Below are 26,461 nucleotides of genomic sequence, written 5' to 3' on the forward strand. Positions count from 1 at the left end.
TTTCAAGTGAATAAACAGGTCCAGACCAGACCGACTTGCCCGGCTCGTCTGGCCGGGGAGGGCGCACGACGAACCAGGCTGGATCAGCCCTTAATGGTCGTGGTTTTGATGGAGATTGCGCGCGCAGCAACACCGGCCATGGCGGCGGGTGCGGTGTTCAGGGAGAACGGGCTGGCGTCAAACATAGCCCGCAATTGTAGTTCACGCCCCTTGACGTGAATCTGACCGCCGGTCAGGCGTTGTGCGGCCGCACCAGATAGATGGCCGTTCCCTGCGACCAGGCCAGCAGCCGGTCGATGTTGGGGTGCTTGCCGGGGTTCGCCAGGGCGTCCGCCGTGTGTTCTCCGTACCACTGCAGGCCCAGTGCCGCGGCTTCGGGCGTGATGGTGCCGCCGTACTGCTTGGCCAGCGCGTGGTAGATCGCCAGCGAGCCGGCCTGGCCAGGCTGGTTGTGGATGCTCGCCACCAGGGCGCCGCTGGCGTCGAGCAGGTCCAGCGACGCGAGGTGGGCGACCGACGGAAGGGTTCTGAGGTGTTCGGCAAAATTCATGGCTGCATTGTCGCTGCGCCACCGCACCACAGAAAGTCCGTCCATGACGTCTTCAGAGGCCACCACATCCTTCTATCCCATCGGAACGCCGGGCAAGCCCTGGGGCCCGGAAGAGCGGGCCCTCTGGCGCTCGCGCCAGCGGCGCCAGCGCTCCCACCGCGACGACGTGGTGGCGGCGGTGGACCGGTTGCGCGGTCATTTCGACGTGCAGACCTATGGCGAGGTGGAGTCCGGCGATGAGCGTCTCCCGTTGCTGGCCGTTCGCAGTCGCCGGTGGCGCAGCGACTTGCCGGTGGTGCTGGTCACCGGCGGTGTGCATGGCTACGAGACCAGTGGCGTTCACGGCGCCCTGCAGTTCCTGGCGCAGGATGCCGCGGCGTTCAGTGACCGGGTCAACCTGCTGGTGGTGCCTTGCGTCAGTCCCTGGGCCTATGAGCGCGTCCAGCGCTGGAACCACGATGCCGTCGACCCCAACCGCTCGTTCCGCGAGCCGAGCCCGGCGCCCGAGTCGGCGGCGCTGATGCGTCTGGTCGCGCCGTTCAAAGGGCGGTTCATCGCTCACATCGACCTGCACGAAACCACCGACAGCGACGAATCCGAGTTCCGGCCAGCCAAGGCGGCCCGCGATGGCGAGGCCTTCGAGCCCTGCACGATTCCCGACGGCTTCTATCTGGTGGACGACGCCGAGAACCCTCAACCCGGGTTCCAGCGGGCCATCATCGACGAGGTCTCCAGGGTCACGCACATTGCGCCCGCCGACGCAGCCGGCGGCATCATTGGCTCGCCCATGGTGGCGCCCGGAGTGATCCGCTATCCCCTGCGGGAGCTGGGACTCTGCGCCAGCATCACGGGCGCGCGCTACACCACGACCACCGAGGTCTATCCGGACAGCCCGCGCGCGACACCGTCCCAATGCAATCTGGCGCAGACCACGGCGGTCTGTGCAGCGATCAACTTTGCACTGGCCGGGCGGGGCGCTTAACCGTCCACCTCCACCGCTTCGACCTCGATCACCCCCTCGAACAGATCGATGGCCGTGGCCGCGACCTGCGCCGTGTCGTAGTACGCGTAGGCGCCCATGCCCACGGCGCCGACCACCGGAATCCAGCGCGCCACGCCCTTGCCCGCCGCCTTCTGTGCCAGCTTGGCGCCGACCCGGCGCGTGATCGTACGGATCAGCACCGGCGAGGCGCGCCGCACCAGCGTGCGCTGACCCACACGCACCACCAGGTCGCGCACCCCTTGCGCGGCGGTGTGCTGGAACAGGCAGTACACCACCTGTTCGGGCGTGAGCGATGCGTGTTTGCCATAGATCGCCGCGATGTCGGCCACCAGCTGCCGCTGGATTTTCCAGACGCCCATCATCTCCGGCAGGATGGTCAGCCAGCCCACCACGCCGGGTGGCAGCGCCAGCGCGCCTGCGGCCAGCGCAGCCTTGGCCGCCGCCGCGTTGGCCGCCTTGCGGGCATCGTCCATGGGCGCGGGGCTGACCGGTTCCCGGGAGGCGGGCACCTTGCCGATCAGCGAAAGGATGGCCTGACCGATCGGCGAGGCGTCCGGCGTGTCGGCGGCGTTCACATCAATGGCTTTTCGCGGGCGTTGGGTCATGGCGGTGCGGGTGGGTTGGCGACGGACATGAACTGTGAACCAAGTGTCCTCCGTTTTGCAGCTGGGGCACAGGGCGAGTGAATAGCCGGGTTTTCTCCGCGCTGATCCGGACTTCGGTGCTGGCGGATGCTTCGTATCCTGCGGGTGTTATTCCCTTCGGAGTCCGCCATGAGCCTGAGCACCTCGCTGCACGACGTCAATGAACGCGCGCAGCTCACCAGCAACAACCAGTTCGAGCTGATGCTGTTCCGCCTGGGCGAGGCGCCCGGCAGCGACCGCCGCGAGCTGTTCGGCATCAACGTCTTCAAGGTGCGCGAAATCCTGGTCATGCCCAAGATCACCGGCATCGCCAACGCGCCGCCGCAGGTGCTGGGCGTGGCCAACATCCGGGGCCAGATCATTCCGGTGATCGACCTGCCCGCCATGGTCGGCTGCACGCCCAGGCGGGGGCACAGCATCCTGATGGTCACCGAGTACGCCCGCACCACCCAGGCCTTCGCGGTCGAAGAGGTGGACGAAATCGTGCGGCTGGAATGGAGCGACGTGCTGGCCGCCGAAGGCAATGGCGGCGACCTGGTGACCAGCATCGCCAAGCTGGGGGGCGAGAACGGCAGCACACGGCTGGTGCAGGTGCTGGACGTGGAGCAGATCCTACGCAGCGTGATGCCTCCGACAGGAAAGGAAACTGCCCTCGACGCCGTGGGCGACCAGGTGGTCCTGCCACCCGGGTCCATCGTGCTGGCGGCCGACGACTCGCCGGTCGCGCGCATGCTGATCGAGCAGGGGCTGGGCGCCATGGGGGTGAACTTTGTCATGACCAAGACCGGGCAGGAGGCCTGGGACCGGCTGCAGTCGATCGACGACGAGGCGCGCGCCGAAGGCCGGGCCGCCACCGACCGGGTGGCCCTGGTGCTGACCGATCTGGAGATGCCGGTCATGGACGGCTTCACGCTCACGCGCAACATCAAGCAGGACCCGCGCTTCAAGTCCATCCCGGTGGTCATCCATTCCTCCCTCACCGGGACCACCAACGAGGCCCATGTGCAGGCCGTGGGCGCCGACGCCTATGTGGCCAAGTTCGTGGCGTCGGAGCTGGCGTCGGCCCTGCGGCAGGTGCTCGTGCACTGAACGGGGGGCGTGGCAGGGTTTCTGCCGCTGCACTAGCATGGGTCCATGAGCACCCACACCCCCTACACCCCACCTGCTGTCTGGACCTGGGACCAGGCCAACGGCGGCCAGTTCGCCAACATCAACCGCCCCATCGCCGGCCCCACGCACGACAAGGCCCTGCCGGTCGGCAAGCATCCGCTGCAGCTGTATTCGATGGCCACGCCCAACGGCGTGAAGGTGACCGTGATGCTCGAAGAGCTTCTCGCTCTGGGCCACAGCGGTGCCGAGTACGACGCCTGGCTGATCAAGATCGGCGAAGGCGACCAGTTCTCCAGCGGCTTCGTCGAGGTCAACCCCAACTCCAAGATTCCGGCCTTGCTGGACCGCAGCACCGAACCGCCGACGCGCGTGTTCGAGTCCGGCGCCATCCTGCTCTACCTGGCCGAGAAGTTCGGCGCCTTCCTGCCCAAGGCGCACGCGCCGCGCACCGAGGCGCTGAACTGGCTGTTCTGGCAGATGGGTTCTGCGCCCTACCTGGGCGGCGGCTTCGGACACTTCTACGCCTACGCGCCCGAGAAGTTCGAGTACCCCATCAACCGCTTCGCCATGGAAACCAAGCGCCAGCTCGACGTGCTCAACCGCCACCTGGCCACACACACCTTCATGGCGGGTGACGAGTACAGCATCGCCGACATGGCCATCTATCCCTGGTACGGCGCCCTGGTCGAGGGCAAGATCTACAACGCGGGCGAGTTCCTCTCGGTGCACGAGTACACGCACGTGCTGCGCTGGGCCACAACCATTGGCGAGCGCCCGGCCGTGCAGCGCGGCCGCCGCATCAACCGCGTGTGGGGCGACGAGGTGGGGCAGGTGCCTGAGCGGCACTGAGGCCTCCCCGTCTCCGTTTCCCCGGCGTCATCGCGCGGGGTCGGCCGGCGTCGGTGCGGGCACGGTCACCGTGAGCTCGCGCAACACCCCGCCGCTGGCCACATCACCCTGCACCCGGCCTTCGCCCCGCACCATGCGCTCGCACAGGTCGCGCTCGGTGCCGGCCGGGTGCGCCTGGCAGCGCACCAGGGCATTGCGGGCCAGGGCGGCGGCATCGGGTGTAGGCGCGCGCTGGCCCTGCAGCGCCTCCTGGCGCACCGCCCCGGCTTCGCGCAGGCAGTCCTGCCGGGCCACGGGATCGGTGAGCAACAGACAGGCCTGGCGGTCGGCCTGGTACTGCGCCTGCACGGACGGCCGGTCGCCCGCGGCCCACGCGGGGACGATAGAGCCACAGAGGGCGACAGAGAAAACGCTGCAAGCCAGAGCATTCATGGTGGTCTCCTGTGATGGGCCGATCATCCCTGAACCCGCAAAGGCCGCGCGTCCGACGAAGCCTGTGGCGCGTGTAGGACAGCGCCGCATCCCGGCGTGTGCGTGGGGCGCGCAGGTCAGCAGGCAAACACGCTCAGGTACAGGGGCGTGGTGTTGTTCACGGGTCTCAGCGGCAGCCGGGCGCCACCGCTGGCGAGGAGGCCCGCCAGCTCTTCGGCGGGGCGGGCCTCCGTGGCGGTTTCGTAGCGCACCTCGCTGCGGGTGATGCCGTACCCCGGGCTGGCGTTGATGGACGGCGCGAGTTCCCGCACCCGCACCTGGATGCCGTCGATGCGCTCCCTGAGCGTCCTCTGGAATCCCTGGGCGCGGCTCTCGTTGGCGGCGCTCGACGCACCGGCGCAATAGAACACGTCCACCCGGTAGGCCGCCAGCGGGCTGTTGCGCACCAGGGGCTTTGTCGCCTGCAGTTGCACCTCGGCTTCCAGCGCCCGCTGTTCGGTCTGGAACGTGGCCTCCTTGTTGGCGGCCTCCTTCAGTGCCTGCTGCTGGGCCACCGGTGCACCCAGCGCCAGCGCGCGGATCAGACCCACACGAAGCTCGGACTCGACCGGGTCGGTGGTGGACAGCAGGCTCTCGACCAGCGCGCGCGCCGCCTCGACGTACCGGTCCTCGCCCCGCTGAAGCGAGACCGACACCTTGTCGAACAGCTGCAGCCGCATCTGCTCGCGCGAGCCGCGTTCCTCGCGCTGGTCCCGGTTCGTGGCCAGCAGGGACTGCAGCCGGTCCAGCGCCAGCTTCTGCTCGTCGAAGGCCAGCTTCTGCTGCTGCGCGTTGTAGTTGAGCCAGAAGCCGAGTGCCGCCAGCACCATCGTCAGCACCAGGTTCAGCTTGACCAGCCAGCCCTCCTTGGCCGGCGGCTTGTCGTTCGGGTTGCCCATGGAAACCTCCGAATGGTTGGTGAGGGGGCTGCCAAGCTACTCCTCAACGGGCGCCTGCGCCTCCCTCATTCAGGGGGGAGTGGCGGGCCGTCTTTGGGATCACACTTGCAGCTCCCACGGCTTGTGAAGGAGCAGACCATGAACGCTTCAACGCCACGCCAGATCGTCCTCTGCTGCGACGGGACCAACAACAACCTCACCGGCGGCGAGAGCGACACCAACGTCGTGCGGCTGTGCCAGCTGCTCCGAAACCATGGCGACGGGGACCAGCTGGTGTTCTACGACCCCGGCGTCGGCAACCCGGGCGAGCTGCCCGGCGCCACCGTGTGGGACAGCATCAACCGCTACGGTGAACGACTGGCCGGCCTGGCCTTCGGCCGCGGGGTCTACGAGAACATGGCCGAGTGCTACCAGTTCCTCATGTCGAGCTACCAGCCCGGCGACGAGATCTACGTGTTCGGCTTTTCGCGCGGGGCCTTCACGGCGCGCAGCGTGGCGGGGCTGGTGAACATGTTCGGCATCCTGCAGCCGCACATGGTCTCGATGGTGCCGTCGCTGCTGCACGTCTACTTCTCGGACCGCGACAGCCGCGGCGAGAGCGCGCGCCGCATCGCCCGGCAGGCCACGCAGCTGTTCGCCGACCCCTTCGAACAGCACGTCAACATCCATTTCGTGGGCGTCTGGGACACGGTGGCGTCCGTGGGCATGCCGCCGTTCTCCAAACAGTTCACCGCGCGCGCCGACGTGGGCGGCAAGCGCTTCCTCAACGTCCGGCAGGCGCTGGCCCTTGACGAATACCGCGCGCAGTTCGCTCCCCGGCAGTACGTCGACCCCAACGGCCAGTACCGGTCCGACCGCGGTCTGCCCGTGTCGCTGAAACAGCTCTGGTTCTCTGGCGCTCATTGCGACGTGGGGGGCGGCTACACGCCCGACCGACTGGCGCTGGCCGACCGGGCCATGGGGTGGCTGGTGGGCGAAGCCGTGCAATGTGGCCTTCGCCTGAGTGCGGCAGACGGCCAGCCCATGACCGACCAGCAGGTGCTGGAAGCGCTGTACGCCGACCCGTCCAGCCCCAAACCGCTGGTGCCCGTGGCCCACAGTGAACTGCACCGCACCCCGCTGTGGGCCGTCACCGGCATGGCGGTGCGCACCCCGGGGCTGGTGGACGACGGCGCCGGCGGCCGGCAGACCATCCCCGCCGAAGAACACGCCAGCGTGCAGTCCCTTGCCGTGGCCTACCCGAAAGACACCGACTGGGCGCGGCCCCAGCCCTGGTGGCCCATCCTGGGCTGGGGCCTGGCCTTCCTGGTGCTGTACGGCGGCATCGGGCAGATGCTGCTCAAGGGCGAGTACTACGCGCAGCAGAACTTCTGGGCCGACCTGTGGCAGGCGCTCTCCAGCTACCCGGCGTTTCTGGCCACCAACCTGGACTTTGTGCGCTGGCAGATGCTGTGGTTTTACGACGGTCTCGCCGCCGTTGAGCGGGGCCAGATCTGGGAAGGACTGATCACCGGTCTGCAGCAGGTGAACCTGTTCGGTTCACCCCGCTGGTCGCTGCTGTGGGACCTGGGCCTCATCGTGGCCTACGCCCAGGTGCTGTCGCGCTTCTGCGTGGCCGGGTTCGCGCGCGGGGCCGGGCTGCGGCGCGTGGGGCAGCCCGTCTCGCGCTGGCTCAACCGCCTGGGCTGGGCGCTGCCGCTGATGGTGTTATCCGACGTCGGCGAAAACCTGTTCACCTGGCTCACGATCACGCTCACCCACAGCGAATACTTCTTCGTCGCTGCCATCACCGGCGCGCTGATGTCGCTGCTGGCGCTGCTGAAGTGGCTGGGGCTGGTGGGGGTGGTGTGGCTGGTGTTGTGGCCGGGCAGGGCGGGAGGTCGGGGCGCAGGGTGGACCTGACCCCTCCAGACGCGTAGGATGGTCCGCCTGTCCACCGCTACGGCGCAGATGAGGCCCATGGAACCTGAACTGGATCGCGACGAGTACCGTCCCCCCGAACCTTCCCGAACCCCTTCCCTGCTCGTGGCGGCCATCGTGCTCGCCCTGGTGGCCGCAGGCGGCTACTACGCCTGGAAGCGCAACCAGGCGGTGCCCGCACCCGAAGCCGCACCGGTTGCCGCCGCACCGGCCGCACCCGCCGAGCCCGTACAGCCAGCCGCTCCCGCCGCCGCACCCACCACACCCGCCGTCGAACACCCCATCGACGCCGCCGAACCCGGCGCCGACGGCCAGGCTGACAAAGAGCCTTTGCCTGCGCTGGCCGACGCCGGGCCGCAGGTGAACCAGATGCTGGAGCGACTGATCGGCCGCAAGAACGTGCTCAACTTCCTGCAGATCGACGGCTTCCTCTCCCACGCGGTGGCCACCGTGGACAACCTCGCGCGGCCGCACGCGCCGGTCACCGTCTGGCCCGTCAGCCCCACGCCGCAACGCTTCACCACCCAGCGCAACAGCGCCGACGGCACCGAGACCATCCACCCCGACAACAGCCGGCGCTACCAGCCACTGGTGAGCCTGATCGAGTCGATCGACACGGCCCAGGCGGTGGGCATGTACCGCCGCCTCTACCCGCTGTTCCAGCAGGCTTATGCGGAACAGGGCTTCCCGGGGCGCTACTTCAACGACCGGCTGGTGCAGGTGATCGACCACCTGATCGACACGCCCGTGCCCGCGCAGGCGCCGGCGGTCCATCTGGTGGAAGTCAAAGGCTCCGTGCCTTCGCAACGGCCCTGGGTGCGCTACGAGTTTGCCGACCCGCAGCTGCAGAACCTGTCGGCCGGGCGCAAGATCCTGTTGCGTGTCGGCGCGGACAACCAGCGCCGCCTGCAGGCCAAGCTGGCCGACATCCGCGGGCATCTGGTGAAGAAGTAGCCCCTGAAAAACAGCCCGACACCGCCCATGCTCAAAGCCTTCCGGCACCTGCTCGATACCTTCCTCGACATCGACCCCACCCACTCGGCCGCCGAGGCCGAACAGGCGCTTCGCCTGGCCACCGCCGTGCTGCTGGTGGAGGTGATGCGCGCCGACCAGAACCACAGCGCGGCCGAGCGGCAGGCCGTGATCCGTGCGCTCAGCGACCGCTTTGTGCTGCCGCCCGCGTCCGTGGACGACCTGATGGCGCTGGCGCAGGACACCGCCCGTACCGCCAACGACTTTCACGCCTTCACCAGCCGGGTCAACGACCGCCTGACGCATCCGCAAAAGATCGAACTGGTCGAATCGTTGTGGCACGTGGCCTATGCCGACGCGCACCTGGACGCACACGAAAACCACGTCATCAGCAAGATCGCCGGCCTGCTGCACGTGACCCATGGCGAGTACATCGCCGCCAAGATGCGGGCCAAGGCGGACGCGCTGCCCCAGGACGCTGCCCCGGCCGGAACCCGCCTGCAGAACAACCCCATTTGAAAAGTGGGCCCCCCATGGTCTAACGTGAGCCCGTCTGGCGGCCGGCTCGTGCGGTCCCCGCGGGCCCATGCAGCAGCGGTCAGGCTCTCGTTGTTTCAACTGCAAAGGAGACACCATGAGGCTACTGGACAAACTCTTTGGCCGCAAAGAGGCCTACCCGCCGCTGCCCGCCGGCAGCGAAGTCGTGGACAAGCTTGACGAGGTCAAGGCGCCGCTGGAGGAACTTGCGCACAAGGTGAGCGACCACCTGGAGGTGGTGCCGGCCGACCACGAAGCCTTCGTGTTCCTGGGCACACCACCGACGCACTTCGGCATCGCCTGGATCCACGACGGCAAGGTCACCGGACTGAAGGAATTCGCCGAAGAACACCACCTGTCACAGGTGGAAGTGGGCAAACTCATCGTCCGCCTGGGCGAGGCCTACCAACACGCCAGCCAGGTGCCGCGCTATTCGGCCGAATTCGGCGGCAAACAAATGGTGGTCATCCCCTCCAGAGGGCTGGAGCAGGAGATGCACCACATCATGGCGTCCACTACGCTGCACTGAGACGGGGTGGATGGAGGCAATGGGGCGCTCTCGGGCGCCCCTTTTTTGTTGTTGCGGCAGGCGCGAAGACGAACGCATGGAAGCGCGGCTGTCCAAGGGGGGCTGCGCGTCTACCGGCAAAAGGCAAGCTCTGACCTGGTCGCGGCACCTCAGCCGGCTTTCAACACCCTGCGCAGGGCGCGAACCTTTTGCCAGAGCACCGCCTTGGGCATCGTCATCGCCATGGTCTGCGTACACCGCTCCAGCCAGCCCTGGCGCTCCTGCAAGCGGTCAATCGCCTTGGCCAGGTCGCGCGCAACAGCAGGTCCATAGGCGTGTGTGGCCTTGGTCAGCGCCGCGCGCAACAAGGGCAGGCGCAGATCCATCATGGCCAGGTCGATCACGTCGCGGCTGAACACGCCGTCGTCCGCTTGTCGGTCTGAGTTGGCCAGCAGTTTGGAGGTTGCCAGGTCGAGCCGCGTCAGCGTGCCGACACCACACACCACGTCGTCCTGGCCGGGGGCCTCCAGTGCGATCCGAGCCTCGCGGACGATTTCAAACTTGATCGCCTGACTGTCCATCTGCACCACCGTGCGCACGCCGTACTGATCGGCGCGCACCTCGCGCAGCATCGTCAACGGCTGCGCTCCGGGTCGCACCACCGCGTTGAGCCCAGTCGGCCCCGTGAGCAACTGGCGCAGTTCCCGGTAGCCCGCTGCGTCCGACACCAGAAAGTCCATGTCCACCGATTCGCGGTACTCGCCGTGGCGCAGGGCGATGCATGTGCCCCCGCCAAACAGGCAGCCATGCTGGCGCAGCACATTGCCGTCCAGCGCGGCCAGCACGTGCGCAATGCGTTGGTGGTGTGGTCGTTCAAACACCGGGCGACCCCACTGCCGCGGCATCCCCCGATCCCTGGCCCAGGCCCTTACCCAGACCCGTTTGCAAGGCCAGAAGCAGCGCCTGCTCGGCGGACGACATGGCCGCCATGTCCAGATGGCGCGCGTTGCGCTCGTAAATGCCCAGAGCCTCAATGGGCGTGAGCGCTTCGCTGCCGTGCACCTGCCAGGCCAGTGCCTTGAGCTGCGGGTAGTCCGCCAGGCGCACACGCACGGGAATCCAGTTGGCCAGATCCGGCCCATTGACATCTTCGGGGCGCGTGGCGTGGGCGTCTTCGACGTTCAGCGCCACCAGCGACATACCCAGCGCCGCCATGGCGTTGGCCCAGGCGCCGGCCGCCACAGAAGGCTCTCCCTTCTCGATGCGATGCAGCGTCACCCGCGACATGCCTGCGGCCTCGGCTGCCGCTGTACTGCTCACTCGCAAAGCCTTGCGGCGCGCGCGAAGCTGTGCGCCTAAGGCCTGCAGCTGGGCGGTGCTATGGGCGGTCGGAAGGGGTGGTTTGGCAGGCATATGTTTCTCATTATGTTCATTTCGACGGTTATGTAAAACATGAGAAACAGTTTTGGCCGCTTGGAGCGATTTTTGCCCTAGCCGCACAAAGTGCGAACACAGCTCCACCCACTGCAGCCGTTGCAGCGGAGCCAGTTGCCCAAAGGCTCGCAGGCGTTCGACGCTGACGTAGTAAGTGCGGTTGCCTCGGTCAAAGGGCGAGTTTGACCGAGGGGCGCACATTGAAGCTCAAGCCCCTGAGTCGTCCAGCAGTGGCTGTACCGCAACCAGCAACCCCGGCAGCGCGTTTTGAACCGTATCCCAGACCACGCCCAGATCGATATCGAAGTACCCGTGCGCGATCCGGTTGCGCATGCCGCGCATGCTGCGCCAGGGAATCTGCGCTTGGGCGTTGGCGAAATCGGGGTAACGGTCCATCACCTTGGTGGCCGCTTCGCCCAGCACGATCAGGCTCATGACCACCGCTTGCTGCGTGCGTTTGTCAGCCAGAAACTCGTCCCGGCTCATGCCCTCGACGAAGCCGACGGCGTCTGCGGCGGCTTGCCGCATGTGTTGAAGGTAGTCCGGCAGGCGGTTTTCGTTCATACCGGGCGGGCTTCGGCCAGTACCTGCGCGCGGAAGCTCGCAGGCAAGTCCTTGGGGGTTCTCACGTCCACCCGCAGGCCCATCAGCTCTTCCAGCTCGTCCTGCAAGCCGCCCAGGTCAAACAGCGTGGTCCCGGGCAGCGGGTCCACCAGCAGGTCCAGATCGCTGCCCTCGGTGTCGCGGCCCTGCAGCACCGAGCCGTACACCCTTGGATTGCTCACGCGATAGCGCCGCGCGGCGCTGCAGACGGCATCGCGGTGTTGGGCAAGGGCTTGGGAAGGGCGCATGGGCGTAGTGTAGGTGGCCGAGGTTGGCAGGTAAACGAGCACGTTCCCGCAAAAAGCGGGCATCATGCCGCCCAGGGAAACAAAAAGACACAAGTCAGATGGCCACACTGATACCCGCCCTGGGCAGTTGCGTCTCGCGCATGACGCCCGGCGAACGCCGCACCGCCGAGCGGCTGGAAGACAAGCTCGACGCCGACTACCTGCTCTGGTACGACGTGGCCGTCGGCCCCAAGCACCAGCACCCCGACTTTGTCGTCATGCACCCGCGCCGGGGCATCCTGATCCTGGAGGTCAAGGACTTCCGGCTCTCCACCCTCATCCAGGCCAACAAGCAGACCTGGGACATCCACGGCGAGCTCGGCCCCAAGACCATTCCCAACCCGCTGGAGCAGGCCCGGCAGTACGCGCACCAGGTGGTGCACGCGCTGGAGCGCGACCCCCAGCTGGTGCAGCCCGAAGGCCGGCACCAGGGCAAGCTGGCCTTTCCGTGGAGCTACGGCGTGGTGCTGCCCAACATCACCCGTGCGCAGTTCGACAAGGCCGAACTCGCCCATGCCATCGAACCGCATCGCGTCATCTGCCAGGACGAGATGGGCGAACAGGTGGAGCCCGAGGCGCTGCAAAGCCGCCTGTGGGACATGTTCCCCTTCATGATGGGCGGCGTCATGTCGCTGCCGCAGATGGACCGGGTGCGCTGGATCATGTTCCCCGAGGTGCGGGTGCAGGTGACCGGCGAGCTGTTTGACGATGCTGACGAAGTCGCCGAACTGCCCAGCATCATGAGGGTGATGGACCTGCAGCAGGAGCAACTGGCGCGCAGCCTGGGCGACGGGCACCGCGTCATCCACGGCGTGGCCGGTTCGGGCAAGACCATGCTGCTGGGCTACCGCGCCGAACACCTGGCCAAGGCCCAGACCGCCGCCAGCAAACCCATCCTCATCCTCTGCTACAACGAACCGCTGGCCCGGCAGATTGCGCGCGTGATGGCCGCCAAAGGCATCGCCGACCGGGTGCACGCTGTGCACTTCCACAAGTGGTGCCGCCAGCAACTGGTGGCCTACGGGCAAGACCTGCCCCCGCAGAACCTGCCCTGGGACGCCTTCTTTGAAGACATGGTTCAGCGCGTCATCACCGGCGTGGACCGCCGCCAGATCCCCAGCGGGCAATACCAGGCCGTGCTGATTGACGAGGGCCACGACTTCGCGCCCGAATGGCTGCGCCTTGTTGTGCAGATGGTGAACCCCACCACCAACAGCCTGCTCGTGCTGTACGACGACGCGCAGAGCATCTACGACCGCACGCAGAAGAGCAAAAACTTCAGCTTCAAGAGCGTGGGCATCCAGGCGCAGGGGCGCACCACCATCCTCAAGATCAACTACCGCAACACGCGGCAGATCCTGCAAACGGCCAGCCTTGTTGCCGCTGATCTGTTGACCGCCGAAGACAAGGACGACGACGGCGTGCCCCTACTCAAACCCGTGAGCTGCGGGCGCGACGGCGAGGCGCCGCTCATCATCCGCCTGCCCACCCTGCGCGAAGAGGTGGCCCAAGTGGCCGAGCTGCTGGCCACCGCCCACCGCGAAGGCCACGCCTGGGCCGACATGGCCATCCTCTGCCGCCACCACAGCGAAATGGACATTTGCGCCGAGTTCCTGCGCAAACGCAAGCTGCCGTACCAGCTGCGCCGCAACTCGTCCAGCGTGTTCGACCCCGCGCACGACAGCATCAAGGTGATGACGCTGCACGTCAGCAAAGGGCTGGAGTTCCCGGTGGTGGCGCTGGTCGGCGCCGGGCGCATGCCCGCCGAGGGCGAAGACGAGCGCGAGGATGCGCGGCTGTTCTATGTGGGCGCTACGCGGGCGACGCAGCGGTTGGTGATTGGGGTGAGTGGGGGTGGGAAGTTTGTTGCCCGGTTATAGGCAAAAGGCAAGACTCTGAAGTCTGCTTCTAGTTGGGAATCTTCGCTGGCTTGTCGTATTCCAGCTCATTGCCGGCAATATTCAGCTTCAGTTTGGAGGCAGACCCGACGAGTGCTGAGGCGAGTTCATCGGCTGGGTGCAGTACTTGTTTAGCCTGCTCGTCTGCTTTGGACGTAAACAGGTTCTTGGACAGTTGGTTGAGTAAGTCATTTGGAACGACCTCTCCGGTTTCCTTTTTCCACTCCAGAGCACTCTCGATTACCCAGTTCGCGCGGTTGACGTCAATGTGGAACTGCTGCAACTGCATTTCGCTGGTTGCATGCATGTCTGCCCATCGCATCTCCCAACGAATGTAGTAGAGAAGCGCACCGACGATACCGATTGATGCGAACGAAAGTCTGACCCACCCCCCTATGAGCTCCGACCAATAGGCGCTCTGATCTTGATTCGCTGCGGACTTCGCCATCTCTTGCCAAACCAGTCGTGAGTCACTCCATCCAGCCATTGCCACCAAAAAGAGGAAGAACACTAGAGCGATGAAAGCTGCCTGAACAGGAAGCCGCTTTCTGCTAGTTCTATTGGATACACCAAAATCGCTCACCCGGCTCTTTGCGTCCTCGAGCATCGCAAGCCTGATCGCCCGCCTCGCGGTCTTCGCATCGCTCTCATCCGCATCCTTGATCCTCTCCTCCAGAGCAGCTTCACGCTTTTGGATCCGTTCATTGAGATCCGCCTCTTTGGAACTGAACTCGTCTCGTAGGCGGCTCTTTTCAAGCAATGTTTGCTCATCTAACCACCTTCGCTGCTCAATGGCCCTTTCGGTTTGGTCGGCCAGCATGGCGCGCAGGTTGGCAAGTGACGACTCGTATTGATTGAAGAGAACTTCAAACGCGTCAGGATTTCCTCGCAGCTTCGCATCTGCGAAGCCGGTGAAATTGAATGCTTTGGCGATAGTCTCATCCAGCTTTAATCGATCTTCTACTGGCCAAGAATGGAAATCCGCGCCTTGATCAAAATAAAGATGTTCCCACTGAGGTGAGGCCTGATCTCGGTTTCTGCTGACGCTCATTGTTGCGAATCTGCTGATCGCAAGAGAGATATGAGCAATGACTTGACCATCTTGGGCAACGATCTTCTTGAGCTGCTCCCCTGGGAAGTCGACCAGTTGCACGACAACGCTTGAATTCGTAATCGTCTGTACTGTGATACTGGGCACGTCAAACTGTTTGGCAACCTCACGAAATGCGTTCAACAAAGCCTTGTCGCCAACCCTGGGTATCCGGCGTTAATAGAATCGGCTCATAGTCCCCCACCCCCTCGTAAAAAATTGAAGTCAGTCTGACTCTGATATTCACGCTACTTAAAAACAGAACGTAGGCGATCAGATCAAGTGAAAATGTCGCATTCAATGAATTGAGAATCAACAAGCTGATGAATTCGCCAAATTGATCGAACTAACGTCCCGCTCTCGCAGAGTGTCTTGTGGGCTGCCGAGGAGAAGGGTAATAATTTCTATTGCTATGGATCGTTACCCTGCTGCTCGTGCTTGAAGTGTTTTACACAGAGTAGTCTTTTTGTGCTGTTGCGCTGCTGAATTCTTCAGAGGGTCAATTTTTCGAACGAAGCCCCAAGGTCTGGTTTTGCTAGGAATTTGTCGTATCTCTTTGCAAATTCCGTGAAGAGCTTCCAGTGTTCTTCTTTGAAGTCGATTCCGCTTTTGAAATTGTCGCCCTCTAGCGCGCGATTAGCATAGTAACCGAACATGTATTGGCAGGCGTCGTCATCTAGCATCCTTGATCTGATGAGGAGCTCTATTTCCTCAATGAAGACCAGAAACTTTCGATTGTTATCCCAATGTGATGGGTCGGCTAGCTCGGGGTCATCTCCATCAATGTGCTTCAAAACCGATCTTAAGTCTGGATCATCAAATAAGCGGCGACTTTGATCGAGGAAGAACTTAATTCGTTCCAGTTTGCGGCTTTCTAACTCTTGGTTTTGAGCGACGGTTTTGTCTTGAATGTATTTTAATAGTGTGCCGATCGCAATGCAAAGAGTTATGCCGATGCCTACGGATTGCCATGTCGCTGACCACTCCGCCATTGTCATGCAAGACTCCAGAAATGGAATCTTTACGCTAGCGCAAAAAAGAGATTCTTCGGCCATTTTTAGGGGATTTCGCTAATGCCATCTGCGATGACCCGCTTAATCTGTCCACGGCTCCCGGTAACAGCAAAAACACCGAAATGCCGATCTCCGCCATTTCCAATGCCATGCTCTGCAGCTTCCTTCATTGATGCAACTGCTTGCAGGTGAGCTGCTTGGCCCGGACCGGTTATATCCTTTATGAAGAAAGGCACTGTCTTTCCATATTTTTGAAAGTATGCCCTACCTCGACCTGTCAAAATATTGTATTTCGTTACGTTTCCGACTAGATACTCTAGGTTGTCGCTCAACTCCGAGATTTTTACGTATTCGAGCGTGTCGCTGTTCAGAACCAGTTGTTCTCCAACTCTAGGTCGGATCAATCGCGCAACTTCTGCGTTTTTGGACCAAATTGGCCTATGCGCGGATACTAAATGTGTTTCGATGTTGTTTGCGATATCGTCAAAGATATATGGCTGCTCCTCGCATAAATCCTTTCCGTAAGGAGTCTTTGGGTCATATTTCACGCCCGTTGCAACTGCAATTGATGTCGAAAAATAGTCCCAAAATTTAGCTGAAATAACGGAGGGGCCATGCTTTTGGATGGCGGCTCCATCGAACTCCACGCTCATTTGTAGCTCAAAGCACCCCTTCTTTGCTGCGGTTAGCGTGGTGTTGAATCCGTCTCGAATTGGAACTCTATTTCGAACTTCGTGATTGTGAACAAATGAGTGTGTGATGATGTTGATCGAGGCAGCAAGCCCTTGAAGAACTTCGGCTGAATCTACCAAATCAAGCTGTCCTGAATCGGCCTGTTCGCCTTCGAATTGAATCCAGATTTCTGATTTCATCACATTTCCCTGAAATTTTTTATGCTGGAGATTGACTGGTTTGAGTTGTGTGAATCTTAATGTTGTCGGCTTGGGGCTTTATGAGAATTGATGGAGATGAAGTCTTTCATTTTGGTCAGTGCATGAATTTGGCGATTGCAAAACTATTTTCCCCAAGAATCCTTCAACCCCGTCACCCGGTTGAACACCACTTTCCCGCCCACGCCATGGTCCGTGCGGTCGGCCACAAAGTAGCCGTGCCGTTCAAACTGGAATTTCTGGTCTGGCTGGGCGGCAGCCAGTGACGGTTCCACGACCGCCGTCACCACCTTCAGGCTGTCGGGGTTCAGCGCGTCCAGGAAGTTCTTGCCGCCCGCGTCGGGTTGCGGGTCGGTGAACAGGCGGTCGTACAGGCGCACTTCAGCGCTCACCCCGTCGGCGGCGCCCACCCAGGTGATGGCGGCCTTGGCCTTGACGCTGTCGGCGCCGGGGGTGCCGCTCTTGGTGCCGGCGATCACTTTGGCGTGCACTTCGGTCACTTTGCCGTCGGCGTCTTTGGCGCCGACGCCGGTGCACTCGATGACGTAGCCGCCTTTGAGGCGCACCACGTTGCCGGGGAACAACCGCTTGTAGCCCTTGGGCGGCACTTCTTCAAAGTCTTCGCGTTCGATCCACACGTCTTTGCCGATCTTGAACACGCGGTCGGGTGGGGGCGTTTGCCCTTCGGCCATGGCACTGTGGGGCAGGGCGGGCTGGGTGCAGTCTTCGGTGTAGGCGTCAGAGCCGAACACTTCGGCCCAGTTGGTGAGCACCAGCTTGACGGGGTCGAGCACGGCCATGCCGCGGTGGGCCTTGTTTTCCAGGTCTTCGCGCAGGCAGCCGTCGAGCGTGCTGTAGTCGATCCAGCTGTCGCTCTTGGTCACGCCGATGCGTTCGGCAAACAGCTGGATGGCTTCGGGCGTGTAGCCGCGGCGGCGCAGGCCGACGATGGTGGGCATGCGCGGGTCGTCCCAGCCGCTGACTTTCTTCTCGTTCACCAGCTGCGCCAGCTTGCGCTTGCTGGTGATGACGTAGGTCAGGTTCAGGCGCGCAAATTCGTACTGCCGCGGCGGCGGGGCCTTGAGCAGGCCGCCTTCAATGAGGCGTTCCAGCAGCCAGTCGTAGAAGGGGCGCTGGTCTTCAAATTCCAGCGTGCAGATGGAGTGGGTGATTTGCTCCAGCGCGTCCTCGATGGGGTGCGCGAAGGTGTACATGGGGTAGATGCACCAGGCGTCGCCCGTGTTGTGGTGCGTGGCGCGGCGGATGCGGTAGATGGCCGGGTCGCGCATGTTGATGTTGGGCGAGGCCATGTCGATCTTGGCGCGCAGCACGGCGGCGCCGTCGGCGAGCTTGCCGTCGCGCATTTCGCGGAAGCGGGCCAGGTTTTCGTCCGGCGTGCGGGCGCGGAAGGGGCTGTCCACGCCGGGCTTGCCGAAGTCGCCGCGGTTGACGCGCATTTCTTCGGCGGTCTGCTCGTCCACATAGGCGTGGCCGGCGGTGATGAGGTATTCGGCCGCGCGGTACATGAAGTCGAAGTAGTTCGACGCGTAGTACAGGTGATCTTCGGTCTTGCCGTTGAAGCTGCTCTGCCAGTTGAAGCCCAGCCACTGCACCGCGTCGAGGATGGAGTCCACGTACTCCTTTTCTTCCTTTTCGGGGTTGGTGTCGTCAAAGCGCATGTGGCAGACGCCGCCGTAGTCGCGCGCCAGGCCGAAGTTCAGGCAGATGCTCTTGGCGTGGCCCACGTGCAGGTAGCCGTTGGGTTCGGGCGGGAAGCGGGTGCGGATCTTGGCCGGGTCGGGCTGGCCGGCTTCATGAAAGTCGCCGTCGCCGGGGCCACCGCCCCATTTGCGGGTGGCGTAGGTGCCCTGGGCGAGGTCCTTTTCGATGACCTGGCGCAGGAAGTTGGAGACCTTGTGCTCGCCCTCGTCGGAGGGGGCGGCAGCGTTGTTTTTAGAGGGGGAAGAGGGGGTGTTGGAGCTCATTCACCCATTCTAGGGCGGCGCCCCGCGCGGATTCCGGGGCGGTCCGGCCCGCAAGCCGACAGGGGGAGCGTTTGGGGGGTGTCAGCGGCAAAGGGTTTCCGATATCGTTGGCGCCACTTTCAAAACAGACCGACGCGCCACGCCGACCGAGGGAACCGACGATGAACAAGGACCAGGACAACCCGGACACGTTCGTGATGGACGAGCAGTCCGAGTGGCAATCCACGCAGGTGGACGACGTGTTCCTGCCTTCGGTCCAGGTGCTGATCCGCTGGAGTGACGTGGAGGCGGCGGTGGAGAGCGGCGCGGTGGTGCCTGCCGAGGCGCACGGCCTGTGGGCCGCCTGGGCGGCGCCGGGCAGCCCGCTGCGGCGCGTCGGCGTGGCGGTGGACCAGTCCTACCCCCCGACCCAGGTGGAAGACACCGTGGCGGATGATCGGCCCGACGAGTTGCCGCCCGCGCACCAGGGCGGTGGCATGAAGCAGGTGGTGATGCTGCTGGTCGGCGCGCTGGCGGGTGCCGCGCTGATGTTCGTGCTGGGGACCTGAACGCGCGCCCTCACTGGCCGAAGCGCGGCCCGTGGGTGAGGAACGCGGTTTCTTCGGGCGTGCTGTCGCGGCCGAGCACGGCATTGCGGTGCGGGAAGCGGCCGAAGCGCAGGACGATGTCGGCGTGCTCGCGCGCGGCCATCAGGTTGCCCTGCAGCTTCTGTTGCAGCGCGGGCGGGCTCTGGCGCACCAGGGCCTCGAACTTCAGCACACACTCGCCCTGCAGCGCCGGGCTTTCGGCGTGCATCAGCGGCATGTAGAAGAAGACCCGGCCGATGGTCGGCAGATCGGCGTCCTGGTCGAGCGCCAGGGTCTGCAGCACCAGCCGCTGCGCCCGGCCGTCGCCGGCAAAGGCGCGCGCCTGGCCCCGGTGCACATTGCGGGTGAACTGGTCCAGCAGGATGACCAGCGCCAGCCGCTCCAGCAGGTCGTTCTCCCACTCCACGAGCTGGCCGTCCAGCGCCTGCTCCACGCGGCTGCCGAAGCGTTCGCTGATCTGCCGGTCCAGCGCGGGGCCGCCACCGAACCAGAGCGCGCTGCGGTCGTCGCTGGGCCAGCCGGTCGACAGGCCGTCGCCGAACCAGAAATCGAGAATGTCTTTGGGTTGTGCAGACATGCGGGTAAACCAAGGGGCTGCTGTTACGAATGGCTACGAGATTGACCGAGCGTGAGGTGCAGGTTACCGGGATTCGGCCTGTAATTCGGGCACCGGGTCCGAATCCAGGCCCCGACACATGGAGAACCTCACGATGAACACCCTTTCACCCAGCCTGCGACGCACCTCGGCCTGGGCCCGTGGCCTGGCCGCCGTGAGCCTGGTGGCCGGCGCCTGGGCGCTGTCCACCGCCGCCAGCCAGGCGCATGCCCGCGATGTGTACTGGTCGGTGGGCGTGAACAGCCCTGGCGTCAGCATCGGCGCCTCGAACGCGCCGGTGGTGGTGCACCAGCCGCCCGCCTATTACTACGCGCCGCCGGTGGTGGTGCAGCCCGCCCCGGTGTACTACCACCGTCCGCCGGCCGTGGTGTATGGCCCGCCGGTGGTCTACGCACCCCCGCGCCCGGTGGTGATCGGTGGCCACTGGCGCGACCGCCCGGGCCGCTGGGACGACCGCGGTCATGGTCACGGGCACTGGCACGATCGCGGTCGCGGTCACGGCCGCGGTCACCACAAGGACCGCGACTGACGGTGGCCGCCGCGGCCCTCAGCGGGCCGCGAAGCCGCGCGCGATGCGCGCCGCCAGCCGGGCGGCCACGCGCGCGGTGCGCCCCCCTTCGTCGAGCGGGGGGTTGAGTTCTGCCAGGTCGGCCACCAGCACGCGGCCACTGGTCATCACCTGGTCCACCAGCGCTTCCACATGGGCCAGCGGCAGGCCCAGCGGGGCCGGGGCCGACACGCCGGGCGCCCACGGTGCCGGCAGCACATCCAGACAGATCGTCAGATAGACCCCGTCGCAGCGCGCCAGGTCGTCGGCCAGCGCGGCCTGCGCCTGCGCCAGCTGCCCGGCGGACTGCAGTTCTTCGTCCAGCCGGTGGCGCACGCCCAGCGCCGCCGCGCGGTCGAACAGCGCCTGCGTGTTGGCAAAGCGGCTGATGCCCAGCACGTGGTAGTCGAACGGCCGGCCCTGTGCCTGGCACCAGTCGGCAATCTGGCGGAACGGCGTGCCCGAGTTGCCCTGGGCGGCCATGCGCAGGTCGAAATGGGCGTCGAGGTTGACGATCAGCACGCGCCGCCGGTCGGGGTGAGCGCGCGCGATGCCCTGGAACGTGCCCCAGGCGATTTCATGGCCGCCGCCCAGCACCAGTGGCCGGCAGCCTTGGGTCACCACGTCGGCGATGCGACCGGCCAGCGCCTGTTGCGCGTCTTCCAGGCCGAGGCGGCTGCCGTCCACATCGCCCGCGTCCCACAGCGCCGGTTCACCCAGCAGCGGCAGGCTGGCCAGCGCGCCGCGCAGCGCGCGCGGCCCCTCGGCGGCACCGGGCCGGCCGCCGTTGCGGCGCACGCCTTCGTCGACCGCGAAGCCGATCAGGGCCACGCCGTCCTGCGAGGCGGCGTCGAAGGGGCGCACCATGTGGTGCCAGCGGCGGCTGTCGCCGACTTCTTCGCTGTCGGTCCGGCCTTGCCAGACGAAGGGGCTGTGTTCAGTGCTGTTCATGTGCGCTCCATGCCCGCCGCCACGACGCGGCGGCAGGGGTTGTGGCCGAACCAGTAGGCCAGTTCGTTCGGGTGGTCGAGGTCCCAGGCCACGAAGTCGGCGCGCTGGCCGGCGGCGAGTTGTCCGCGGTCGTGCAGGCCGAGCGCGCGGGCCGCGTGCACGGTGATGCCGCGCACGGCTTCCAGCGGCGTGAGGCGGAAGAAGCTGCAGGCCATGTGGGCCGCCAGCAGCAGCGACAGGCCGGGCGAGGTACCGGGGTTGTGGTCAGTGGAGACGGCCATGGGCACGCCGGCCTCGCGCAGCGCGGCAATCGGAGGGAGTTTCGTTTCGCGCAGCATGTAAAAGGCGCCCGGCAGCAGCACGGCGACGGTGCCGGCGGCCCTCATGGCGGCGATGCCTTCGCTGCTCAGGTGTTCCAGGTGGTCGCACGACAGAGCGCCGTACGAGGCCGCGAGCGCGGCGCCGCCCTGGTCGGACAGCTGTTCGGCGTGCAGCTTGACCGGCAGGCCCAGCGCCCGCGCGGCCTCGAACACGCGCCGCGTCTGGGCGGGTGTGAAGCCGATGTTCTCGCAGAAGGCGTCGACCGCGTCGACCAGGCCCTGGGCGTGCAGCGCCGGCAGCCACTCGCAGACGGCCGTGATGTAGTCGTCGGGCCGGCCTTCGAACTCCGGCGGCAGCGCGTGCGCGCCGAGGAAGGTGGTGCGCACGTCGACGCGGCGGTCGCTGCCGAGCTGGCGTGCCACGCGCAGGCAGCGCGCCTCGGCCTCCAGCGACAGGCCGTAGCCCGACTTGATCTCCAGCGTGGTCACGCCTTCGGCCATCAGCGCCCGTAGGCGCCGGGCGGCGCTGGTGAACAGCTGGTCTTCGCTGGCGGCGCGCGTGGCCGCCACGGTGGAGCGGATGCCGCCGCCCGCGCGGGCGATGGCCTCGTAGCTGGCACCGTTCAGCCGCATCTCGGCCTCGGCCGCGCGGTGGCCGCCGTAGATCAGGTGGGTGTGGCAGTCGACCAGGCCGGGCGTGACCAGCAGGCCGCCGAGGTCCACCCCGTGTGCGGGCCGGGCGTGGGCGGGCAGGCCCCGGTTCGGGCCGACCCAGGTGATCCGGTCGCCGACGGTGAGCAAGGCGCCGTCTTCGACCAGGCCCCAGCCGTCGGCGCCGTGGCTGGGGTCCAACGTGGCGAGGCGGGCGTTGTGCCAGAGGGTGGTGGTGGTCATGGGGTGATGCCTTCGGGAATGTGGTGCAGCCACCAGCCAACGGGCGCTTCGGGTGTTGCGGGGGCGTCGGGTTCGAAGTGCCAGTCGCCCGGCGGTGGTGGGTCGAACCAGAGCAAGCCGAGGGCGGGCAGGGTGAGTTCTTCCGTTCCGTTGCGCCAGCGGCCTGGCACCCGCGCGAACAGGCCGGCCTGGGCAACTATGGGGGCTTGCCAGGCGGTGCCGGGCAACGCGGCGGCCATGTCACCCGAGCCGCCGCGGATCATGAGGTTGAAGTCGCGCACCGGGCCGCCCAGCAGGCGGCAGCCGGGCGCGGTGGCGCCGTCGAACACCAGCGGTGCGTCACCGGGCCGCTGCACGACCTGGCGGTCGGCAAAGTCCAGCCGCACGCCTTCGCCGTCCAGCACCACGAAGTGGCGGACCACACCGGAGAAAGGCGAGAACGGGCCGTCGCTGGCGATGTCCGCCACGCTCAGGCGGCAGCGCCAGTCCTGCGGCGAGGGCCAGGCCAGCAGCTCGCGCGTGAGGCCACCGCCGTTGCGCCAGGGCACCGGGGCGATGTCGAGCGCGCAGAGCTGCCGCATGGCGTTCAGTGGGACCAGAGGCCGGCCAGCGCGTCGGCGTTGCCGTCGGTGGCGTGGCCCTGCAGCACCAGGCTGCGCGCGGCCTCGATGTCCGGCGCGAACAGGCGGTCCTGGTCGTAGAACGGCACGCGGGCGCGCAGGGTGGCGTGCGTGGCCTGCAGGCGCGGCGAGGTGGCCAGCGGGCGGTGGAAGTCCACGCCCTGCGCGGCGGCCAGCCATTCGATGCCGAGGATGGTGGCGGTGTTGTCGGCCATCTCGGCCAGGCGGCGCCCCGCGTAGGTGGCCATGCTCACGTGGTCTTCCTGGTTGGCGCTGGTGGGCAGGCTGTCGACGCTGGCCGGGTGGGCGTGCGATTTGTTTTCCGAGGCCAGCGCCGCGGCGGTGACGTGGGCGATCATGAAGCCGCTGTTGAGGCCTGGGTTGTTCACCAGGAAAGGCGGCAGGCCCGAGAGCGTGCTGTCGATCAGCAGCGCAATACGGCGCTCGGAGATGGCACCGATCTCGCTGATGGCCAGCGCCAGCGTGTCGGCCGCAAAGGCAACCGGCTCGGCGTGGAAGTTGCCGCCCGAGAGCACCTCGTTGGTGTCGATGAACACCAGCGGGTTGTCGGTGACGGCGTTGGCCTCGGTCAGCAGGGTGCGCGCGGCGTTGGCGATCAGGTCGCGGCAGGCGCCCATGACCTGCGGCTGGCAGCGCAGGCTGTAGGGGTCCTGCACGCGCTCGTCGTTGTCGCGGTGCGACTGGCGGATCTGGCTGCCTTGCAGTAGCGTGCGCGTGACGGCGGCCTGGGCGATCTGGCCGGGTTGTCCGCGCGCGGCGTGGATGCGCGGATCGAAGGGCGCATCGCTGCCTTTGGCGGCGTCGACGCAGAGCGCGCCGATGGCGGTGCCGGCTTCGAGCAGGCGCTCGGCCATGAACAGGCCGTGCAGTGCGAGTGCGGTGGACACCTGTGTGCCGTTGATCAGCGCCAGGCCTTCCTTGGCGGCGAGCGTCAGCGGCTGGATGCCGGCTTGCTTCAGCGCCTCGGCGGCGGGGAGGAACTGACCATTCACCCGCGCCGGGCCTTCGCCCATCAGCGCCAGCGTCATGTGCGACAGCGGCGCGAGGTCGCCCGAGGCGCCGACCGAGCCCTTGACCGGGATCACCGGCACCACGCCCGCGTTGAGCAGCGCCAGCAGGGTGTCGATGACCACCGGGCGCACGCCCGAGTAGCCGCGCGACAGGCTGGCCGCCTTCATCAGCATGACCAGACGCACGGTGGCGTCGCTCATGGGTTCGCCGGTGCCGACCGAGTGCGACAGGATCAGGTTGCGCTGCAGCTGTTCGAGCTGCTCGTCGGGGATGCGGGTCTTGGCCAGCTTGCCGAAGCCCGTGTTGATGCCGTAGGCCGCGTCGCCCTTGGCGACGATGGCGTGGATCGCGGCGGCCGAGGCGTCGATGGCGGCGCGGGCCTCGCCGTTCAGCGCGACGGTGACCGGCTGCTGCCAGACGGCGCGCAGGTCGGCCAGGGTCATCTGGCCGGGGTTCAGGGTCAGGGTGGTGCTCATGGGTGCAGTGTCTCTTTCGATCAGCCAATCATCGGCAGTTTGAGGCCTTGCTTTTTCGCCGTGGCAATCGCCAGCTCGTAACCCGCATCCGCATGGCGCATCACGCCCGAGCCGCAGTCGTTCACCAGCACGCGCGCCAGGCGCTCGGCCGCGGCGTCGGTGCCGTCGGCGACGATCACCATGCCCGAGTGCTGCGAGTAACCCATGCCCACCCCGCCGCCGTGGTGCAGGCTGACCCAGCTGGCACCGCCGGCGGTGTTGAGCAGGGCGTTGAGCAGCGGCCAGTCGCTCACGGCGTCGGTACCGTCTTTCATGGCCTCGGTTTCGCGGTTGGGGCTGGCGACCGAGCCGGTGTCCAGATGGTCGCGGCCGATCACGATCGGGGCCTTGAGTTCACCTTTGCGAACCATTTCGTTGAAGGCTAGGCCGGCGATGTGGCGCTCGCCCAGGCCCAGCCAGCAGATGCGCGCCGGCAGGCCCTGGAAGCTGATGCGCTCGCGCGCCATGTCCAGCCAGCGGTGCGTGTGCTTGTTGTTCGGGAACAGTTCCTTGATCTTCGCGTCGGTCTTGTAGATGTCCTCCGGGTCGCCCGAGAGCGCCACCCAGCGGAACGGCCCCTTGCCTTCGCAGAACATGGGGCGGATGTAGGCCGGCACGAAGCCGGGGAAGTCGAAGGCGTTCTTCACGCCCTGGTCGAAGGCCACTTGGCGGATGTTGTTGCCGTAGTCGACGGTGGGAATGCCCATGGCCTGGAAGTCCAGCATGGCCTGCACGTGCACCGCGCAGCCTTTGGCCGCCTCTTCGGTCAGCCGCCTGTGTTGCGACGGGTCGCGCTGTGCGGCCTTCCACTGCGCCACCGTCCAACCGATGGGCAGGTAGCCATTGATCAGGTCGTGCGCCGAGGTCTGGTCGGTCACCAGGTCGGGTTTGATGCCGCCGGCCTTCGCGCGCTTGACCAGCTCGGGCAGCACCTCGGCCGCGTTGCCCAGCAGGGCGATGGAGACGGCTTCCTTCTTGGCGGTGTGCTCCTGGATCAACTCCAGCGCGTGGTCGATGTCGCGGGCCTGCTTGTCCACGTAGCGGGTGCGCAGGCGGAAGTCGATGCTGCTTTGCTGGCACTCGATGTTCAGCGAGACGGCGCCGGCCAGCGTGGCGGCCAGGGGCTGGGCGCCGCCCATGCCGCCCAGGCCGGCGGTGAGGATCCACTTGCCCGAGAGGTCGTTGTTGTAGTGCTGGCGTCCGGCCTCGACGAAGGTCTCGAAGGTGCCCTGCACGATGCCCTGGCTGCCGATGTAGATCCAGCTGCCGGCGGTCATCTGGCCGTACATGAACAGGCCCTTGCGGTCGAGTTCGTTGAAGTGCTCCCAGTTCGCCCACTTGGGCACCAGGTTGCTGTTGGCCAGCAGCACGCGCGGGGCGTTGCTGTGGGTCTTGAACACGCCCACCGGCTTGCCCGACTGCACCAGCAGGGTCTCGTCCTCGTTCAGGTCCTTGAGCGAGGCCAGGATCTGGTCGAAACAGGCCCAGTCGCGCGCGGCGCGACCGATGCCGCCATACACCACGAGGTGTTGCGGGTTTTCGGCCACCTCGGGGTCGAGGTTGTTCTGGATCATGCGGAACGCGGCTTCGGCGATCCAGTTCTTGCAGCTCAGCTGGCTGCCGCGCGGGGCGCGGATCACGCGGGTGGGGTCGAGGCGGGGATCGGTGTTGGTGGACATGGGGTGACTCCTGAGGAACAAGCTGTGGTGAGCGGCG

At 65.8% G+C, this 26,461-nt stretch carries 28 protein-coding genes; 10 read left to right on the forward strand and 18 right to left on the reverse strand.

What is annotated here, in order from left to right; all coding sequences use genetic code 11:
* Positions 1–232: 232 nt before the first annotated feature.
* The gene (locus DD542_RS09700) at positions 233–550 is read right to left on the reverse strand and encodes a DUF2322 family protein (protein WP_079365567.1); all 318 of its coding nucleotides are present in this window, start codon (positions 548–550) and stop codon (positions 233–235) included.
* A gap of 43 nt (positions 551–593) precedes the next feature.
* Here DD542_RS09700 and DD542_RS09705 point away from each other — a divergent pair, with 43 nt between their 5' ends.
* Positions 594–1,532 carry a M14 family metallocarboxypeptidase gene (locus DD542_RS09705; RefSeq protein WP_127805383.1) on the forward strand — a complete coding sequence of 313 codons (939 nt, stop codon included), beginning with the start codon at positions 594–596 and terminating at the stop codon, positions 1,530–1,532.
* Here DD542_RS09705 and DD542_RS09710 read toward each other — a convergent pair.
* A complete protein-coding gene (locus tag DD542_RS09710; RefSeq protein ID WP_206610790.1) occupies positions 1,529–2,158 on the reverse strand; it encodes a hypothetical protein in 630 nt (209 codons plus the stop codon). The two genes, DD542_RS09705 and DD542_RS09710, sit on opposite strands and share 4 nt — an antisense overlap.
* 168 nt (positions 2,159–2,326) lie before the next feature.
* On the opposite strand from DD542_RS09710, the gene DD542_RS09715 reads away from it, so the two are divergent.
* Together DD542_RS09715 and yghU are read left to right on the forward strand one after the other, a co-directional pair.
* Positions 2,327–3,286, forward strand: a complete 960-nt coding sequence (locus DD542_RS09715) for a chemotaxis protein (RefSeq protein WP_127805385.1) — start codon at positions 2,327–2,329, stop codon at positions 3,284–3,286.
* A gap of 45 nt (positions 3,287–3,331) precedes the next feature.
* Positions 3,332–4,156, forward strand: coding sequence for a glutathione-dependent disulfide-bond oxidoreductase (gene yghU, locus DD542_RS09720; RefSeq protein ID WP_127805387.1), 825 nt, complete (start codon positions 3,332–3,334; stop codon positions 4,154–4,156).
* Positions 4,157–4,183: 27 nt separating this feature from the next.
* On the opposite strand, the gene DD542_RS09725 is transcribed toward yghU, so the two are convergent.
* Both DD542_RS09725 and DD542_RS09730 read right to left on the reverse strand, forming a co-directional pair.
* The gene (locus tag DD542_RS09725) at positions 4,184–4,588 is read right to left on the reverse strand and encodes a hypothetical protein (protein ID WP_127805389.1); all 405 of its coding nucleotides are present in this window, start codon (positions 4,586–4,588) and stop codon (positions 4,184–4,186) included.
* A gap of 116 nt (positions 4,589–4,704) precedes the next feature.
* Positions 4,705–5,526: a hypothetical protein gene (locus tag DD542_RS09730; protein ID WP_127805391.1), complete on the reverse strand. Its 822-nt coding sequence runs from the start codon at positions 5,524–5,526 to the stop codon at positions 4,705–4,707.
* A 138-nt stretch (positions 5,527–5,664) separates the two neighbouring features.
* On the opposite strand from DD542_RS09730, the gene DD542_RS09735 reads away from it, so the two are divergent.
* The 4 genes from DD542_RS09735 to DD542_RS09750 all read left to right on the forward strand — a co-directional run bounded on the left by DD542_RS09735 (position 5,665) and on the right by DD542_RS09750 (position 9,484).
* A complete protein-coding gene (locus DD542_RS09735) occupies positions 5,665–7,428 on the forward strand; it encodes a DUF2235 domain-containing protein (RefSeq protein WP_164868377.1) in 1,764 nt (587 codons plus the stop codon).
* Between the two features lie 57 nt (positions 7,429–7,485).
* Complete coding sequence (locus DD542_RS09740; RefSeq protein ID WP_127805396.1) at positions 7,486–8,400, forward strand: DUF3014 domain-containing protein; 915 nt, start codon at positions 7,486–7,488, stop codon at positions 8,398–8,400.
* Between the two features lie 27 nt (positions 8,401–8,427).
* Complete coding sequence (locus DD542_RS09745) at positions 8,428–8,937, forward strand: TerB family tellurite resistance protein (RefSeq protein WP_127805398.1); 510 nt, start codon at positions 8,428–8,430, stop codon at positions 8,935–8,937.
* A 115-nt stretch (positions 8,938–9,052) separates the two neighbouring features.
* Positions 9,053–9,484, forward strand: coding sequence for a hypothetical protein (locus DD542_RS09750; RefSeq protein ID WP_127805400.1), 432 nt, complete (start codon positions 9,053–9,055; stop codon positions 9,482–9,484).
* Between the two features lie 149 nt (positions 9,485–9,633).
* Here DD542_RS09750 and DD542_RS09755 read toward each other — a convergent pair whose 3' ends face one another.
* The 4 genes from DD542_RS09755 to DD542_RS09770 all read right to left on the reverse strand — a co-directional run bounded on the left by DD542_RS09755 (position 9,634) and on the right by DD542_RS09770 (position 11,748).
* Entirely contained in the window at positions 9,634–10,344 is a 711-nt protein-coding gene (locus DD542_RS09755) for a nucleotidyl transferase AbiEii/AbiGii toxin family protein (RefSeq protein WP_164868378.1), read from the reverse strand.
* On the reverse strand, positions 10,337–10,876 hold the full coding sequence (locus DD542_RS09760; RefSeq protein WP_127805404.1) for a helix-turn-helix transcriptional regulator: 540 nt from the start codon (positions 10,874–10,876) through the stop codon (positions 10,337–10,339). The genes DD542_RS09755 and DD542_RS09760 overlap by 8 nt, the downstream gene beginning before the upstream one ends.
* 228 nt (positions 10,877–11,104) lie before the next feature.
* The gene (locus tag DD542_RS09765) at positions 11,105–11,461 is read right to left on the reverse strand and encodes a DUF86 domain-containing protein (protein ID WP_066157862.1); all 357 of its coding nucleotides are present in this window, start codon (positions 11,459–11,461) and stop codon (positions 11,105–11,107) included.
* Positions 11,458–11,748 carry a nucleotidyltransferase family protein gene (locus DD542_RS09770; protein ID WP_066158165.1) on the reverse strand — a complete coding sequence of 97 codons (291 nt, stop codon included), beginning with the start codon at positions 11,746–11,748 and terminating at the stop codon, positions 11,458–11,460. Before DD542_RS09770 ends, DD542_RS09765 begins: the two co-directional genes overlap by 4 nt.
* A gap of 98 nt (positions 11,749–11,846) precedes the next feature.
* Here DD542_RS09770 and DD542_RS09775 point away from each other — a divergent pair, with 98 nt between their 5' ends.
* Positions 11,847–13,667, forward strand: coding sequence for a 3'-5' exonuclease (locus DD542_RS09775; protein ID WP_127805406.1), 1,821 nt, complete (start codon positions 11,847–11,849; stop codon positions 13,665–13,667).
* A 28-nt stretch (positions 13,668–13,695) separates the two neighbouring features.
* On the opposite strand, the gene DD542_RS09780 is transcribed toward DD542_RS09775, so the two are convergent.
* From DD542_RS09780 to DD542_RS09795, 4 genes are all read right to left on the reverse strand, one after another.
* Positions 13,696–14,838 (reverse strand): hypothetical protein, encoded by a 1,143-nt coding sequence (locus tag DD542_RS09780; RefSeq protein WP_127805408.1) that lies wholly within the window; start codon positions 14,836–14,838, stop codon positions 13,696–13,698.
* A 428-nt stretch (positions 14,839–15,266) separates the two neighbouring features.
* The gene (locus tag DD542_RS09785) at positions 15,267–15,773 is read right to left on the reverse strand and encodes a hypothetical protein (RefSeq protein ID WP_127805410.1); all 507 of its coding nucleotides are present in this window, start codon (positions 15,771–15,773) and stop codon (positions 15,267–15,269) included.
* Positions 15,774–15,832: 59 nt separating this feature from the next.
* Positions 15,833–16,660, reverse strand: a complete 828-nt coding sequence (locus DD542_RS09790; RefSeq protein WP_127805412.1) for a hypothetical protein — start codon at positions 16,658–16,660, stop codon at positions 15,833–15,835.
* A gap of 143 nt (positions 16,661–16,803) precedes the next feature.
* The gene (locus DD542_RS09795) at positions 16,804–18,663 is read right to left on the reverse strand and encodes a glutamine--tRNA ligase/YqeY domain fusion protein (RefSeq protein WP_206610791.1); all 1,860 of its coding nucleotides are present in this window, start codon (positions 18,661–18,663) and stop codon (positions 16,804–16,806) included.
* A 161-nt stretch (positions 18,664–18,824) separates the two neighbouring features.
* On the opposite strand from DD542_RS09795, the gene DD542_RS09800 reads away from it, so the two are divergent.
* Positions 18,825–19,211, forward strand: a complete 387-nt coding sequence (locus tag DD542_RS09800; protein WP_127805414.1) for a hypothetical protein — start codon at positions 18,825–18,827, stop codon at positions 19,209–19,211.
* A 10-nt stretch (positions 19,212–19,221) separates the two neighbouring features.
* Here DD542_RS09800 and DD542_RS09805 read toward each other — a convergent pair whose 3' ends face one another.
* Positions 19,222–19,827 (reverse strand): DUF924 family protein, encoded by a 606-nt coding sequence (locus tag DD542_RS09805; protein WP_127805416.1) that lies wholly within the window; start codon positions 19,825–19,827, stop codon positions 19,222–19,224.
* A 133-nt stretch (positions 19,828–19,960) separates the two neighbouring features.
* On the opposite strand from DD542_RS09805, the gene DD542_RS09810 reads away from it, so the two are divergent.
* Entirely contained in the window at positions 19,961–20,395 is a 435-nt protein-coding gene (locus DD542_RS09810; protein WP_079365433.1) for a hypothetical protein, read from the forward strand.
* Between the two features lie 18 nt (positions 20,396–20,413).
* Here the strand turns inward: DD542_RS09810 and hutG are convergent, their stop codons facing one another.
* Genes hutG through hutU form a run of 5 tightly spaced genes read right to left on the reverse strand, consistent with a single transcriptional unit; the run spans position 20,414 to position 26,424 of the window.
* Complete coding sequence (hutG, locus tag DD542_RS09815; protein WP_127805417.1) at positions 20,414–21,364, reverse strand: formimidoylglutamase; 951 nt, start codon at positions 21,362–21,364, stop codon at positions 20,414–20,416.
* Positions 21,361–22,578, reverse strand: coding sequence for an imidazolonepropionase (gene hutI / locus DD542_RS09820; RefSeq protein WP_127805419.1), 1,218 nt, complete (start codon positions 22,576–22,578; stop codon positions 21,361–21,363). Before hutI ends, hutG begins: the two co-directional genes overlap by 4 nt.
* A complete protein-coding gene (locus DD542_RS09825; protein ID WP_127805421.1) occupies positions 22,575–23,159 on the reverse strand; it encodes a HutD family protein in 585 nt (194 codons plus the stop codon). The genes hutI and DD542_RS09825 overlap by 4 nt, the downstream gene beginning before the upstream one ends.
* 5 nt (positions 23,160–23,164) lie before the next feature.
* Positions 23,165–24,706, reverse strand: a complete 1,542-nt coding sequence (gene hutH / locus DD542_RS09830; RefSeq protein ID WP_127805423.1) for a histidine ammonia-lyase — start codon at positions 24,704–24,706, stop codon at positions 23,165–23,167.
* 20 nt (positions 24,707–24,726) lie between these two features.
* On the reverse strand, positions 24,727–26,424 hold the full coding sequence (hutU, locus tag DD542_RS09835; RefSeq protein WP_127805425.1) for a urocanate hydratase: 1,698 nt from the start codon (positions 26,422–26,424) through the stop codon (positions 24,727–24,729).
* Positions 26,425–26,461 lie beyond the last annotated feature (37 nt).

This window comes from Hydrogenophaga sp. NH-16, assembly GCF_004006415.1.
GTDB classification, from domain to species: domain Bacteria; phylum Pseudomonadota; class Gammaproteobacteria; order Burkholderiales; family Burkholderiaceae_C; genus Hydrogenophaga; species Hydrogenophaga pseudoflava.